The organism is Streptomyces sp. NPDC041068 (assembly GCF_040647455.1).
Classification (GTDB): Bacteria; Actinomycetota; Actinomycetes; order Streptomycetales; family Streptomycetaceae; genus Streptomyces.
Genome location: NZ_JBEZCG010000028.1, coordinates 74,882 through 89,742, shown reverse-complemented (window position 1 = coordinate 89,742; position 14,861 = coordinate 74,882). Strand labels below are relative to the sequence as shown.

Sequence of the window (14,861 nt, the reverse complement as noted above, 5' to 3'; positions counted from 1 at the left end):
AGCGCCGATGGTACTGCAGGGGGGACCCTGTGGGAGAGTAGGACGCCGCCGAACTTTTCTTATAGCCGTGGCTCCTGGAATTCAATTCCAGGAGCCACGGCTTTTTTGTTTGTTGTCAAGGCTCTCGGCCACCCCTCTGCATCGATGTGCGGCAACTGAGGGTAAGGTCAGGGGGCATCATTGGCTCTTTCCCACAGGAGGCCCCCGGGTGGAGGTCCAGGAGACTCGCGTCCAGACGGACCGGGTCCTCACCATCCCGAACATCCTCAGCATGGCGCGTCTCGCCGGCGTGCCCCTCTTCCTGTGGTTGATCCTCAGGCCGGAGTTCGGAGGGCCCAACTGCGATGGCTGGGCGCTGCTGGTCCTGGCGCTGAGTGGTGTCAGCGACTACCTCGACGGCAAGCTCGCGCGCCGATGGAACCAGATCAGCAACCTGGGGCGGCTGCTCGACCCCGCAGCCGATCGGCTCTATATCCTCTCGACACTGGTCGGGCTGACGTGGCGCGAGATTCTTCCGCTCTGGCTGACCGCGGTGCTGCTGCTGCGCGAGCTGACTCTGCTGGTGATGGTAGGGATCCTCAGGCGCCATGGCTATCCGCCGCCCCAGGTGAACTTCCTGGGCAAGGCCGCCACCTTCAACCTGATGTACGCCTTTCCACTACTGCTCCTCAGTGACGGAACTAGCTGGCTCGCCTCACTCGCTGCTATTTTCGGATGGGCGTTCGCCGGATGGGGTACAACGCTGTACTGGTGGGCAGGGATCCTCTACGTGGTTCAGGTCCGCCGACTCGTCAAGGCGGACAACACGGCCGATTGAGCTTGCCGATTCGGCGGCTGTAGAGGCTCGAAGGCCCGCATCTGACATATGCGGGCTCATCTTGGTGGGCTAAGTCGGCTAGATCGTCGTCTATTTAGGAGGACGTTTCCGACATGAAGGCCGTCGTGATGGCCGGTGGTGAGGGCACTCGCCTTCGCCCCATGACCTCAAGCATGCCCAAGCCGCTCCTGCCTGTGGCCAACCGGCCGATCATGGAGCATGTGCTGCGCCTGCTGAAGAGGCATGGGCTCACCGAGACCGTAGTGACAGTGCAGTTCTTGGCATCGCTCGTCAAGAACTACTTCGGCGACGGCGAAGAGCTCGGGATGGAGCTCACCTATGCCAATGAGGAGAAACCTCTTGGCACTGCCGGCAGCGTGAAGAACGCCGAGGAAGCACTGAAGGACGACGCCTTCCTTGTGATCTCCGGTGACGCTCTCACCGACTTCGACCTCACCGAGCTGATTTCCTTCCACAAGGAAAAGGGGGCGCTCGTCACCGTCTGTCTGACGCGCGTGCCCAACCCGCTGGAATTCGGCATCACCATCGTCGACGAAGAGGGAAAGGTCGAGCGCTTCCTCGAGAAGCCGACCTGGGGGCAGGTTTTCTCCGACACGGTGAACACGGGCATCTATGTGATGGAGCCCGAGGTCTTCGACTACGTCGAGGCCGATGTGCCGGTCGACTGGTCCGGTGATGTCTTCCCGCAGCTCATGAAGGAGGGCAAGCCCGTCTACGGGTATGTCGCCGAGGGCTACTGGGAGGACGTCGGCACGCACGAGAGCTACGTCAAGGCGCAGGCCGACGTGCTGGAGGGCAAGGTCGACGTCGAGCTCGACGGCTTCGAGATCTCGCCCGGGGTGTGGGTTGCCGAGGGTGCCGAAGTGCATCCCGACGCCGTGCTGCGCGGCCCGCTGTATGTCGGGGACTACGCCAAGGTCGAGGCGAACGTCGAGATCCGTGAGCACACCGTTGTGGGCTCGAATGTCGTGGTGAAGAGCGGCGCCTTCCTGCACAAGGCCGTCGTGCACGACAACGTCTACATCGGGCAGCACAGCAATCTGCGGGGCTGCGTCGTCGGGAAGAACACCGACATCATGCGGGCCGCCCGTATCGAGGACGGCGCGGTCATCGGCGACGAGTGCCTTGTCGGCGAAGAATCGATCATTCAGGGCAATGTGCGGGTCTACCCGTTCAAGACGATTGAGGCCGGTGCCTTCGTCAACACCTCCGTCATCTGGGAGTCCCGCGGCCAGGCGCACCTGTTCGGGGCGCGTGGCGTGTCCGGGATCCTGAATGTGGAAATCACGCCCGAGCTCGCCGTGCGCCTGGCAGGTGCGTATGCGACGACCCTGAAGAAGGGCTCGACCGTCACCACCGCGCGTGATCACTCGCGGGGCGCGCGGGCGCTGAAGCGGGCGGTGATCTCGGCGCTGCAGGCCAGCGCCATCGACGTACGCGATCTGGAGAACGTGCCGCTGCCGGTGGCTCGGCAGCAGACGGCCCGGGGCAGTGCCGGCGGGATCATGATCCGGACGACGCCCGGGGTGCCGGACTCCGTCGACATCATGTTCTTCGACGGGCGGGGAGCGGACCTGTCGCAGGGGAGTCAGCGGAAGCTGGACCGGGTGTACGCGCGCCAGGAGTACCGGCGGGCCTTCCCCGGTGAGATCGGTGATCTGCACTTCCCGTCGAGTGTCTTCGATTCCTACACGGGGTCCCTGCTGCGGAATGTCGACACCACAGGGGTGGCCGAGTCCGAGCTGAAGGTCGTCGTCGACGCGTCCAACGGAAGTGCCGGGCTCGTGCTGCCGAGCCTGCTCGGGAAGCTCGGCGTGGACGCCCTGACGATCAACCCGGGGCTCGACGAGTCGCGGCCCACGGAGACCGCCGACGCGCGGCGCTCAGGGCTCGTGCGGCTCGGGGAGATCGTGGCGTCCGCGCGGGCGGCCTTCGGGGTGCGGTTCGACCCGGTCGGCGAGCGGCTTTCGCTCGTGGACGAGAAGGGGCGGATCGTCGAGGACGACCGGGCCCTGCTGGTCATGCTCGACCTGGTGGCCGCCGAGCGGCGCAGTGGGCGGGTGGCGCTGCCGGTGACGACGACGCGCATCGCCGAGCAGGTCGCGGCGTATCACGGGACGCAGGTGGACTGGACGACCACGTCGCCCGATGACCTGACGAGGGTGGGGCGTGGGGACTCGACCATCTTCGGCGGCGACGGGCGGGGCGGGTTCATCGTGCCCGAGTTCAGCAGCGTATTCGATGGGACCGCCGCGTTTGTGCGGCTCATCGGGCTGGTGGCGCGTACGCAGCTCACCTTGAGCCAGATCGACGCGCGCATCCCGCGGGCCCATGTGCTGCGGCGTGATCTCGCGACTCCGTGGGCCGTCAAGGGGCTTGTGATGCGGCGTGTGGTGGAGGCGGCGGGGGAGCGGTCCGTGGACACCACCGACGGGGTGCGGGTCGTGGAGACCGACGGGCGTTGGGTGCTCGTACTGCCCGATCCGGCCGAGGCCGTCACTCATCTGTGGGCTGAAGGGCCCGACGACGCGTCCGCCCAGGCACTTCTCGACGAGTGGTCCGCGGTGGTGGACAGCGCAGGTCGTTGACCTTTTCGGGGTGCCGGGCAGCACGTGCAACAGGTGCTGCCCGGCGCGCCGGTGGGGCCATTCGGAGGTAGCGCCCGCGACGTGCGACGATGTGCGGCATGCCGCAGCAGCCCCCCGTTCGGAGCACCCCCTCGCGCCCCCGGCGCCCGGACGCCTCCATGTCGCTGCTCACCACCGTCATGGACCACAGTCTCGACGAGGGGTACGCGGAGGCGGCGGCCCGGAAGAAGGCCAGGGGGGACAGTGGTGTCCCTCGTCCGCTGCGGGCCAAACTCGGGCTCGCGGCAGGGCTTGTGCTCGCCGCCCTTGTGGTCACCGTGGGGGCCGCTCAGGCGCGGATAGCGGCGCCGGTGGTCGCCAAGGAGCGCGAGGAGCTCATTGACCGCGTCGAGGAGGCGACGGCCGGGGCCGACAAGCTCGAGGACGACGTGGACGAACTCCGCGACGACGTGGGCGAGCGGCAGCGCGCCGCGCTGAAGAAGCACGGCGGCAGCCAGGGCGAGTTGGTGGGCCTGCTCTCCGGTGCCACGGAAGTGCAGGGGCCCGGCGTCAAGCTGGTCGTGGACGACAAGAAGGAAGCCGATCAGGGCGGTGGCGGGCCGCGTGAGAGCGCCGGGTTCTCGGACACCGGGCGGGTGCGCGACCGCGACATGCAGCGTGTCGTCAACGGTCTGTGGCAGTCGGGCGCCGAGGCGATCTCGATCAATGACCAGCGGCTGACCGCGCTGTCGGCGATCAGGGCCGCGGGTGACGCGATACTGGTCGACAACAGGCCGCTGGTGCCGCCGTATACGGTGCTCGCGGTGGGGGACGGGAAGCGCTTGAGCACCCGGTTCCAGAACAGCCGCGACGGTCAGTATCTGCATGCTCTGCAGGAGAACTTCGGCATCCGGACCAGCATTTCCGTGTCGGACGAGCTCGTGCTGCCGGCAGCGCCGAGTGTGACCGTACGTACAGCAGAGCCGAAGGCAGGAAAGGGCACATCGTGATCGCCGTACTGGGCCTCGTCGTGGGAGTCGTGGCCGGATTGTTGGTTCGGCCCGAGGTTCCGGCGGTGGTCGAGCCGTATCTTCCGATCGCCGTGGTCGCGGCACTGGACGCGGTGTTCGGAGGCCTGCGCGCGATGCTCGACGGCATCTTCGACGACAAGGTCTTCGTGGTGTCGTTCCTGTCGAACGTGGTGGTGGCCGCGCTGATCGTGTTCCTGGGCGACAAGTTGGGCGTCGGCGCCCAGCTGTCGACCGGCGTCGTCGTGGTCCTCGGCATCCGGATCTTCTCCAACGCCGCCGCGATCCGTCGGCACGTCTTCAGGGCGTGACGCCGATGAGCGCTGACGAGACGCCCGACTACAACCGCCGCAGGGAACTGCCCGCGGAGGTCCCGAGCGAGCCCGAGACGTCCGCCGCTGCGGAGCCCGAGGGGAAGCCGCAGCTCACCGGCCGTCAGAGGCTGGCGCAAGGGCTGTGGCCGCCGCGGGTGACCCGGCCTCAACTCATCGTCGCCCTGCTGCTGTTCGTGCTCGGCCTCGGCCTGGCCATCCAGGTGCGGTCCAACAACGACAGCAGCGCGCTGCGCGGCGCGCGACAGGAAGATCTCGTACGCATCCTCGATGAACTGGATGACCGTACTGAGCGTCTGGAAGAAGAGAAGCGGCGCCTCGAGGAGCAGCGGACCGGACTGGAGAACAGTTCGGACCAGGCCGAGGAGGCCCGCAAGCAGACGGTCGAGCGGGAGAGGCAACTCGGCATCCTGGCAGGCACGGTGGCGGCCCAGGGGCCCGGCATCACGCTCACCATCGAGGACAAGAAGGGGGCGATCGAGGCGGACATGCTGCTCGACGCCATTCAGGAACTGCGCGCCGCCGGCGCCGAGGCGATTCAGATCAATGACGTACGGGTGGTGGCCAACACCTACCTGTCGGACGCCGACGGAGGTGGCGTACGGGTGGACGGCCGCAAGGTCGGAGCACCGTACCTCTTCAAGGTGATCGGCAAGCCGCAGGATCTGGAACCTGCGCTGAACATCCCGGGAGGCGTGGTGCAGACTCTGGAGAAGGAGCAGGCCACGGTCACCGTGGAACGCTCGGAGAAGATCGTCGTGAACGCCTTGCGACCTGCGAAGCGGCCTGACTACGCTCGGTCGTCCTCCCAGTGAGGGCGGGGCGCATGGGGGTCGCAAGGCGAGGGCATGAGGTTGCGGGGGGTCGGCGCACTGGAAGCCCGGTGCGTGGTGGAAACTGTTTGGTGGGTACGGACGTTGTGAGGATGTCCGGTTCACCGATGAATGCCGGTGTGTGCAATCAGGGTTCGTCCTGCCCCACGGGCGGGTCTGTTTCGGTCAAGGGGAATCGCCCGTGAAGTTGTTTGCGAAGTTGTTCGGCAAGAGTGCACGTGAGGACAGCGGCAATCCCGCCACTGCCCGACACCGTGCCCCGCGCCATGGAGACGCCGAGGAGCAGGGCGCCGGGCGCCCGATGTTCCGCGATCAGGTCGCTGGTCCAGGTGGTGACATTTCGGGCGGACAGGGCGCGTCATCTGTTGACCCTGCCGGTCCCGGCCGCATAGGTTTCGGAGAACCGTCAACCTCAAGTACGGGTGGAGGGTTTACCCCCGACCCGTACGCATCGAATGCCCCCGCGGGGCAGCCGCGGCAGGAGGACCCGTCCATGGCTTTGGTGTGTACGAGGTGCGGGAACCGCAACGCCGAGGCGAGCCGGTTCTGTTCCAACTGCGGTGCGCCGCTGCGGGCCGGGGCCACGCCGGAGCGTGCGTCCGAGACGACCTCGACGATCTCCATCTCGGGCCTCGAGGCCTACGAGGCGGAGGCGACGGGGCAGACTCCGTCCCCCGCGCTCTCGCCGGAGGCTCAGGCCGCGGTGGACGCGTTGCCGCTCGGCTCGGCGCTGCTCGTGGTGCGCCGCGGGCCGAACTCGGGCAGTCGTTTCCTGCTCGACGGCGAGCTGACCACTGCGGGGCGTCACCCGCAGAGCGACATCTTCCTGGACGACGTGACCGTGTCGCGTCGCCACGTGGAGTTCCGTCGCGTCCAGGACGGTTCCTTCACCGTCGCGGATGTGGGCAGCCTCAACGGCACGTACGTCAACCGGGAGCGGATCGACTCCGTCGCGCTGTCGAACGGTGACGAGGTGCAGATCGGCAAGTACCGCCTGGTCTTCTACGCGAGCCAGCGGGGCATCTGAACCACCCCCAGACTGCGTCTGGGGTGATCCCCAGGGAAGGTCCATGCTTCAAACACCGAGGGGCGGTGCCGGCAGCGGCACCGCCGCCGCGGACCGTCGGCTGATGAGCATCGGTACCGTGCTGAACGCGCTGCGTGACGAGTTTCCCGAGGTCACGATCTCCAAGATCAGGTTCTTGGAGGCCGAAGGGCTCATCGAGCCGCAGCGCACGCCTTCCGGATACCGGAAGTTCAGCACGGAGGATGTCGAACGGCTTGGTCACGTCCTGAGGATGCAGCGGGACCACTATCTGCCGCTCAAGGTCATTCGCGAGCATCTGGACGCGCTGGAGCGCGGTGAGCGGCCTCCGCTGCCTTCTCTGGGGCGCCAGCGGGACGCCGGCGACGGTCAGGGCCAGGACGAGGTCGAGGGGCCGACGGCGGCCCGTGTGGGCCGGGACGAGCTGCTCGCCGCCGCGGAGATCGACGAGGGGCAGCTAGACGAGTGGGAGACGTACGGGCTCGTCGCGCCGTTGCCGGACGGCGGCTACGACGCGGAGGCCGTCACGGTCGCCTCGCTCGTCCTCGAACTCGGCCGGTTCGGGATCGAGCCACGGCATCTGCGGGCCATGAAGGCCGCCGCGGAGCGGGAGGCCGGGCTCGTGGACCAGGTGGTCGCGCCGCTGCGGCGGCACCGCAATCCGCAGACCAGGGCCCATGCCGAGGCCCGTACCAAGGAGCTGGCCGGGCTCACCGGACGGCTGCACTCCGCGCTCGTGCAGACCGCGCTCGGGGTCAGACTGCCGTGACTCGGCCAGTGCCCGGCCGGTACTCGGCGGGTGCCCGACTACCCAAACCTGCCAGCCACGTCCTAGGGTTGCTGTGTGAACGAGCTCGACGTCGTAGGTGTCCGGGTCGAAATGCCCTCCAACCAACCGATCGTGCTCCTGCGTGAAGTGGGAGGCGACCGGTACCTCCCCATCTGGATCGGACCAGGGGAGGCGACCGCCATCGCCTTCGCACAGCAGGGCATGGCACCCGCACGGCCACTGACCCACGACCTGTTCAAGGACGTGCTGGAGGCGGTGGGCCAGGAGCTCTCCGAAGTGCGCATCACGGACCTGCGGGAAGGCGTCTTCTACGCCGAGCTGGTCTTCGCCAGCGGTGTCGAGGTCAGTGCGCGTCCGTCCGACGCCATAGCGCTGGCGCTGCGCACCGGGACGCCGATCTTCGGCAGCGACGGCGTCCTGGACGACGCCGGGATCGCGATCCCGGACGAGCAGGAGGACGAGGTGGAGAAGTTCCGCGAGTTCCTCGACCAGATCTCGCCCGAGGACTTCGGTACCAACAGTCAGTGAGCCGCTCCGGCGGCTCGCGTCGGACCATTCGGCTAGCCTTTCCCCGCGGTGAGGTACGGGAAACCACTCTCAGGGTGATTATCACTCGGCGTGCCGAGTGTGGCGATCGTTGACGAGCCCCTGGCGACTGCCTACCGTCGAGAAGGCAGGTCAAGGAGGGAGGTCGGCGTGAGAAGCAGCGGCGACGGTACGGCGATGGGCGGTCCGTTTCCGCTCCACGGCAGCGCGGCCGATCACTCTCCGAAACGACCGATGGCGGTCCAGGGGAGCGGGGACGCTACGTTCGAGCATTCCGAGCAGATCGGCTACCGCGGTCCCACCGCGTGCGCGGCCGCGGGCATCACGTACCGACAACTCGACTACTGGGCACGGACCGGTCTGGTCGAGCCCAGTGTGCGCGCCGCGGGCGGTTCCGGCACACAGCGGCTCTACAGCTTCCGCGACGTGGTCGTCCTCAAGGTCGTGAAGCGGTTCCTGGACACCGGGGTGTCGCTGCAGAACATTCGCACGACCGTCCAGCACCTGCGGGAGCGCGGGTTCCGTGATCTCGAGCGGATGACGCTCATGAGCGACGGCGCGACGGTGTACGAGTGCACGTCGCCCAGCGAGGTCCACGATCTGCTCCAGGGTGGGCAGGGGGTCTTCGGGATCGCCGTGGGGGTCGTCTGGCGGGATGTCGAGGCGGCTCTGTCCCAGCTGCACGGGGAGCGCATCGACACCGGCGAGACACTCGTCGGGCACAACCCCGCCGACGAGCTCGCCAGACGGCGCAACAGGGCTGTCTGAGGCCGCGTTGTCAGTGGCGTAGGGCAGCATCGGAGATGTGAGAAGCGCGCCGACGATTCTGCATCTGGACATGGATGCCTTCTACGCGTCCGCGGAGCAGGCCGCGAAGCCGAGCCTGCGCGGAAAGGCCGTGGTGGTGGGCGGGCTCGGGCCGCGGGGTGTGGTGGCCACCGCTTCCTATGAGGCTCGGCGGTTCGGTGTGCACTCGGCGATGCCGATGGGGCAGGCGCGCAGACTCGCGCCCAATGCCGCTTATCTCGTGCCGCGCTTCGGGCTGTACCGCGAGGTCAGCGAGCAGGTGATGGGGCTGCTCCGGGAGTTGTCGCCGCTGGTGGAGCCGCTCAGTCTGGACGAGGCCTTCGTGGACCTGGAGGCGGGGGGCGTCGCTGACGACGAGGCGTCGGCCAGGGCCGTGGGGGAGCGGCTGAGGGCGGACATCAGGGCGGTCACCGGGCTCACCGGGTCGGTGGGGCTCGCCGTCTCCAAGATGCTGGCGAAGATCGCTTCCGAGGAGGCGAAGCCGGACGGGCTGCGGCTGATAGCGCCGGGGACGGAGCGGGCGCTGCTGGGGCCGATGCCGGTGCGGACGCTGCCGGGGGTGGGGCCGGCCACGGGGGATCATCTGCGGCGGGCCGGGATCACCACGGTCGAGGAGATCGCGGAGGCCGGCGAGGACGAGCTCGTACGGCTGTTGGGCAAGGCGCACGGGGGCTCGCTCTACGCGATGGCGCTCGCCCTCGACGAGCGGCCGGTGGTGGCCGAGCGGGACACGAAGTCGGTCAGTGTCGAGGACACGTACGACGTGGACATCCATGACCGGGTGCGGGTGCGGAACGAGGTCGCGCGGCTCGCCGACCGGTGTGTGCAGCGGTTGCGGGCGGCGGGGCACTCCGGGCGGACCATCGTGCTGAAGGTGAGGCGGTTCGACTTCTCGACGCTGACGCGGTCCGAGACGCTGAGAGGGCCCACGGACGACCCTGGAGTGGTGCGGGAGGCCGCGGCGCGGCTGCTGGAGTCCGTGGACACCACCGGGGGTGTCCGGCTGCTGGGAGTGGGCGTTTCGGGGCTCGCGGACTACACGCAGGAGGATCTCTTCGCCCAGGCTCAGGCCGCTGAGGCCGAGGTGGAGGGGCAGGGGGAAGCGGAGCCCGGGGGCGAGGTGGATGACGTGGCGCGGCCGGTGGAGGACGTGGGCGGTGAGGAGCCGGTGGCGCCGGTCGAGCGGCGGTGGGCGGCCGGGCACGATGTGCGGCACGCCGAGCACGGGCACGGGTGGGTGCAGGGGAGCGGTCTCGGCCGGGTGACCGTGCGGTTCGAGACGCCGTGGTCGGAGCAGCCGGGGCGGGTGAGGACGTTCAGGACCGATGATCCGGATCTGGAGCCGGCGGAGCCGTTGCCGTTGGTGGGTGGGGACTTGGCGGAGGCGCCGCAGGTGGTCGGTGGGGCGTAGCGGGTCGCCGGAGTGGAGCCGACTTCCGGGGGAGGTTCGGCGGCGGGGCGTGGGGATGGCCGGAGGGACCACATGGCTGGCTCGGGTCGTGTGCCGGGGGGCGGGGTATTCGGGGTGAGGCCCGCGAGGTGTTGGTTGCTGCGGGCGGTCTCTTGGGGTGTGGGGCCGGCAGGGGCCGGTTGGACGGGCGCATGTCGGCGGGAGGCATCGGTGGGGAGTGAGGGTGATGCGGTGGCCGGGGCTCGGGTCGCTGTGGGCGGTCCGTAGGGGGCGCAGGAACCTGCCGGAGGGTGGCCAAGGCCTGGTCGGGCAGGGAACGAGCCGGGGTGAGGTGGTGTGCCGCAGGGAGTTGGGCGAGGCTGGCCGCTTTGCCGCTTTGGCTGTTGTGGGGCGCTCTGTGCGGGTGCAGGGCCGGTCAGAGGGAGGCCGGGCGCTGGCCTCGGTGCATGTCGGTGGCGGGGTGGTGCCTTGCCCCCTGGAGGGGTGGGCCGGTACGGGGTGCAGGGGACGTCAGGGGGTGTCTGTTCCTGCTATCTGGCCGAACGTCGTGTCGGGGGGTGGGGACTGTGGGGGTGCGATGTCCAGGCCGTAGTGGTGGTAGAGCTGGAGTTCCTGTTCCGGGGAGAGGTGGCGGCCCACTCCGAAGTCCGGGGCGTCCTTGATCAGTGCGCGGTCGAAGGGGATGCGCAGGGTGCCGTCGTCGACCAGTTCGCTCGGTTCCAGGGGGACGAAGGCGTCGCGGCTGAACAGGCCGGTGCGTATGGCCGCCCACTCCGGGGCACCGGTGGCATCGTCGAGATAGACCTCGTCGATCGTGCCGATCTTCGCCCCGTTCCGGTCGAACGCCTTGCGGCCGATCAGGTTGCGCGGATCGATGTCGGTCTGCACGGGCCCTCCAGCTGGTCGAGGGGTGTCGGATTTGGGCGTAACTCATCTTTAATCGCTCGTACTCACTACGAAAGAGCACTTCGGGGCAGGTGGCCACTCGAGGGATCGGCCATGGTCCTCGCTGGTAGGCTGGCGGCTGGCTGCTGACCCCGTGCGGGAGAGCTCTCCGGAACGCGATTGCCGGAGGCGCCGAAGGAGCAAATCCTCCCCGGAATCTCTCAGGCACCCGTACCGCACGGACGAGGTCACTCTGGAAAGCAGGGCGGGCGTCGGGCGGGCACGTCCGGGATCCTCCCTCACCGACGGTGAAAGCAGGACTGTCCACGGACGGGCCTGTGAAGCTCTCAGGTTGAGATGACAGAGGGGGAGGCCGTCCGGGTACCCGCGCCGTGGTACCCCTCGTAGGTCGCGCAGACCAGGAGGCCTCCGCAATGACTGCCACCAATCGCATCCCGCTCTCCGAGCTCGAGCAGGGCATCCCCTTCGAGCAGCGGCACATCGGGCCCGATGCGGAAGCGCGGGCCAAGATGCTCGCCCAGGTCGGGTACGGCTCGCTCGACGAGCTGACGGCCGCCGCGGTACCGGATGTGATCAAGAACGCCGAGGCGCTCGACCTGCCCGGTGCGCGCACCGAGGCCGAGGTCCTCGCCGAGCTGCGTTCCCTCGCGGACCGGAACCAGGTCCTCGACTCCATGATCGGGCTTGGCTATTACGGGACCTTCACCCCGCCGGTGATCCTGCGGAACGTCATGGAGAATCCGGCCTGGTACACGGCTTACACGCCGTACCAGCCCGAGATCTCGCAGGGGCGCCTCGAGGCGCTGCTCAACTTCCAGACGATGGTCGCCGAGCTGACAGGGCTGCCCACCTCCGGGGCCTCGCTACTCGATGAGGGCACCGCGGCCGCCGAGGCCATGGCCCTCTCGCGGCGCATGGGCAAGGTCAAGGGCGGGGTCTTCGTCGTTGATGCCGATGCTCTGCCGCAGACCATCGCCGTCATTCAGACCCGTGCCGAGCCGACCGGCGTCGAGATCGTCGTCGCCGATCTGAGCGAGGGCATTCCCGCCGAGGTCGCCGAGCGCGGTGTCGTGGGTGTGCTGGTCCAGTACCCGGGTGCCTCCGGCGTCGTACGCGACATCAAGCCGCTCATCGACCAGGCGCACGAGCTCGGTGCCGTCGTCACCGTCGCCGCCGATCTGCTCGCCCTGACGCTGCTCACCTCGCCCGGTGAGCTCGGCGCCGACATCGCCGTCGGTACGACGCAGCGCTTCGGTGTCCCGATGGGCTTCGGTGGTCCGCACGCCGGATACATGGCGGTGCGCGAGAAGTTCGCGCGCAGCCTGCCGGGCCGGCTCGTCGGCGTCTCCGTCGACGCGGACGGCAACAAGGCCTACCGGCTCGCGCTGCAGACCCGTGAGCAGCACATCCGTCGTGAGAAGGCCACCAGCAACATCTGTACCGCCCAGGTGCTGCTCGCCGTCATGGCCGGAATGTACGCCGTCTACCACGGGCCCGAGGGGCTCAAGGCCATCGCGCGGCGCACCCACCGGTACGCGACGCTGCTCGCCGCGGGGCTCACCGCCGGTGGTGTCGAGGTTGTCCACGGCGCGTACTTCGACACGCTGACCGTGCGGGTTCCCGGCAAGGCCGACGAGCTCGTCTCCGCGGCCCGCGAAGGCGGCGTGAACATCCACCCGGTCGACGCCGACCACGTCTCCATCGCCTGCGACGAGACCACCACGCGCAAGCAACTGGCCGCCGTGTGGGGGGCCTTCGGGGTCGAGGCCGACATCGAGGCGCTCGACGCCGAGGTCGCGGACACGCTGCCCGACGCCCTGCTGCGCGGCGACGACTACCTCGCGCACCCGGTGTTCCACCAGCACCGCTCCGAGACCGCGATGCTGCGCTACCTGCGCAAGCTGGCCGACCGCGACTACGCGCTCGACCGCGGCATGATCCCGCTGGGCTCCTGCACGATGAAGCTCAACGCGACCACCGAGATGGAGCCGGTCACCTGGCCCGAGTTCGGCCAGCTGCACCCCTTCGCGCCCGCCCAGCAGGCGCAGGGCTACCTCACGCTCATCCGTGAGCTGGAGGAGCGGCTCGCCGAGGTCACCGGGTACGACAAGGTCTCGCTGCAGCCCAACGCCGGTTCGCAGGGCGAGCTCGCCGGTCTGCTCGCCGTGCGCGGCTACCACCGCGCCAACGGCGACGAGCAGCGCACCGTCTGCCTCATCCCGTCCTCCGCGCACGGCACGAACGCGGCGAGCGCCGTCATGGCCGGCATGAAGGTCGTCGTCGTGAAGACCGCCGACGACGGCGAGATCGACGTCGAGGACCTGCGCGCCAAGATCGAGAAGCACCGCGACGAGCTGTCCGTGCTGATGATCACGTACCCCTCGACGCACGGTGTCTTCGAGGAGCACGTCGCCGACATCTGCGCGGAGGTGCACGAGGCCGGCGGCCAGGTGTACGTCGACGGTGCCAACCTCAACGCCCTTGTGGGTCTTGCCAAGCCGGGGCACTTCGGCGGCGACGTCTCGCACCTGAACCTGCACAAGACCTTCTGCATCCCGCACGGCGGCGGTGGCCCGGGTGTCGGTCCCGTCGGTGTGCGCGAGCACCTCGCGCCGTACCTGCCCAACCACCCGCTGCAGCCCGCGGCCGGTCCCGAGACCGGTGTCGGCCCGATCTCCGCGGCGCCGTGGGGCTCGGCCGGGATCCTGCCGATCTCCTGGTCGTACGTACGCCTCATGGGCGGCGAGGGGCTCAAGCGCGCCACCCAGGTCGCGGTGCTCTCCGCCAACTACATCGCCAAGCGGCTCGAGCCGCACTTCCCGGTGCTCTACACCGGCCCCGGCGACCTCGTCGCGCACGAGTGCATCATCGATCTGCGGCCGCTCTCCAAGGAGACCGGCGTCAGCGTCGACGACATCGCCAAGCGGCTCATCGACTACGGCTTCCACGCGCCGACCATGTCGTTCCCGGTCGCGGGGACGCTGATGATCGAGCCGACGGAGAGCGAGGACCTCAATGAGATCGACCGGTTCTGCGAGGCGATGATCGCCATCCGCCGGGAGATCGAGAAGGTCGGAAACGGGGAGTGGGCCGCGGACGACAACCCGCTGCGGAACGCCCCGCACACCGCCGCCGCGCTGAGCGGTGAGTGGGAGCACGGTTACAGCCGTGAGGAGGCCGTCTTCCCGGCCGGCGTGTCGGCCTCGGAGAAGTACTGGCCGCCGGTGCGCCGCATCGACCAGGCGTACGGCGACCGGAACCTGGTCTGCTCCTGCCCGCCGCTGGATGCGTACGAGGACTGATACCGCAAGCGTGTGACGCGGACATGCGGTGGGGCCGGTTCGGAGATTTCCTCCGGGCCGGCCCCTCGTCTTTCGGTGGTGCGTCGCGCGCGGTGCCGTCGTGCTCAGGCGGCTGTCATGACCTGGTCGGTGCCCAGCGGTCGGTGCGGGGCGATGATCTGGCCGTCCGGCAGCAGCTCACCGGTGTCCTCGAAGAGCAGGACGCCGTTGCACAGCAGGCTCCAGCCCTGCTCCGGGTGGCTCGCCATGAGGAGCGCGGCTTCCCGGTCGGCGGAGTCGGCTGTCGGGCACGGTGGTTGGTGCTGGCACATGGAAGGGTTCTTTCGCTGCGATGAGATGGCTGTGACGTCGGTCCTGTGACTCGATGCGGTGTTCATAACCGCCCCCCGTTGTAGTCGGTCCGATCCCAGTGTTGCCCCACAGCCTGTCAATCCGCAGGGATTTTGCTGCAGCGGC

At 68.7% G+C, this 14,861-nt stretch carries 13 protein-coding genes and 1 riboswitch; of the genes, 11 read left to right on the top strand and 2 right to left on the bottom strand.

Translation table 11 applies throughout. The features are described 5' to 3' along the window. Positions 1–208 precede the first annotated feature (208 nt). The 10 genes from AB0B50_RS41590 to AB0B50_RS41545 all read left to right on the top strand — a co-directional run bounded on the left by AB0B50_RS41590 (position 209) and on the right by AB0B50_RS41545 (position 10,197). Positions 209–817: a CDP-alcohol phosphatidyltransferase family protein gene (locus AB0B50_RS41590; protein WP_362342270.1), complete on the top strand. Its 609-nt coding sequence runs from the start codon at positions 209–211 to the stop codon at positions 815–817. Between the two features lie 113 nt (positions 818–930). Further along, positions 931–3,426, top strand: coding sequence for a mannose-1-phosphate guanyltransferase (locus AB0B50_RS41585; RefSeq protein WP_362342267.1), 2,496 nt, complete (start codon positions 931–933; stop codon positions 3,424–3,426). An 89-nt stretch (positions 3,427–3,515) separates the two neighbouring features. Continuing rightward, complete coding sequence (locus AB0B50_RS41580; protein WP_362342265.1) at positions 3,516–4,415, top strand: DUF881 domain-containing protein; 900 nt, start codon at positions 3,516–3,518, stop codon at positions 4,413–4,415. Further along, the gene (locus AB0B50_RS41575) at positions 4,412–4,744 is read left to right on the top strand and encodes a small basic family protein (protein WP_003988855.1); all 333 of its coding nucleotides are present in this window, start codon (positions 4,412–4,414) and stop codon (positions 4,742–4,744) included. Before AB0B50_RS41580 ends, AB0B50_RS41575 begins: the two co-directional genes overlap by 4 nt. Before the next feature lie 5 nt (positions 4,745–4,749). Next, a complete protein-coding gene (locus AB0B50_RS41570) occupies positions 4,750–5,580 on the top strand; it encodes a DUF881 domain-containing protein (protein WP_362342262.1) in 831 nt (276 codons plus the stop codon). An 82-nt stretch (positions 5,581–5,662) separates the two neighbouring features. Further along, the gene (locus AB0B50_RS41565; RefSeq protein ID WP_362342282.1) at positions 5,663–6,625 is read left to right on the top strand and encodes an FHA domain-containing protein; all 963 of its coding nucleotides are present in this window, start codon (positions 5,663–5,665) and stop codon (positions 6,623–6,625) included. Positions 6,626–6,668: 43 nt separating this feature from the next. Next, the gene (locus AB0B50_RS41560) at positions 6,669–7,412 is read left to right on the top strand and encodes a MerR family transcriptional regulator (RefSeq protein WP_362342259.1); all 744 of its coding nucleotides are present in this window, start codon (positions 6,669–6,671) and stop codon (positions 7,410–7,412) included. Between the two features lie 75 nt (positions 7,413–7,487). Then, positions 7,488–7,961 carry a bifunctional nuclease family protein gene (locus AB0B50_RS41555; protein ID WP_063795355.1) on the top strand — a complete coding sequence of 158 codons (474 nt, stop codon included), beginning with the start codon at positions 7,488–7,490 and terminating at the stop codon, positions 7,959–7,961. A gap of 168 nt (positions 7,962–8,129) precedes the next feature. After that, positions 8,130–8,747 carry a MerR family transcriptional regulator gene (locus tag AB0B50_RS41550; RefSeq protein WP_362342256.1) on the top strand — a complete coding sequence of 206 codons (618 nt, stop codon included), beginning with the start codon at positions 8,130–8,132 and terminating at the stop codon, positions 8,745–8,747. Between the two features lie 37 nt (positions 8,748–8,784). Beyond that, complete coding sequence (locus tag AB0B50_RS41545) at positions 8,785–10,197, top strand: DNA polymerase IV (protein ID WP_362342253.1); 1,413 nt, start codon at positions 8,785–8,787, stop codon at positions 10,195–10,197. A gap of 510 nt (positions 10,198–10,707) precedes the next feature. Here AB0B50_RS41545 and AB0B50_RS41540 read toward each other — a convergent pair. Then, the gene (locus AB0B50_RS41540; protein WP_362342250.1) at positions 10,708–11,085 is read right to left on the bottom strand and encodes a PRC-barrel domain-containing protein; all 378 of its coding nucleotides are present in this window, start codon (positions 11,083–11,085) and stop codon (positions 10,708–10,710) included. 144 nt (positions 11,086–11,229) lie between these two features. Then, positions 11,230–11,329, top strand: a riboswitch (glycine riboswitch). Positions 11,330–11,516: 187 nt separating this feature from the next. Between AB0B50_RS41540 and gcvP the strand changes: the two genes are divergently transcribed. Then, positions 11,517–14,405 carry an aminomethyl-transferring glycine dehydrogenase gene (gene gcvP / locus AB0B50_RS41535; protein WP_362342247.1) on the top strand — a complete coding sequence of 963 codons (2,889 nt, stop codon included), beginning with the start codon at positions 11,517–11,519 and terminating at the stop codon, positions 14,403–14,405. A gap of 104 nt (positions 14,406–14,509) precedes the next feature. On the opposite strand, the gene AB0B50_RS41530 is transcribed toward gcvP, so the two are convergent. Then, entirely contained in the window at positions 14,510–14,716 is a 207-nt protein-coding gene (locus tag AB0B50_RS41530; protein ID WP_362342245.1) for a DUF5999 family protein, read from the bottom strand. Positions 14,717–14,861 lie beyond the last annotated feature (145 nt).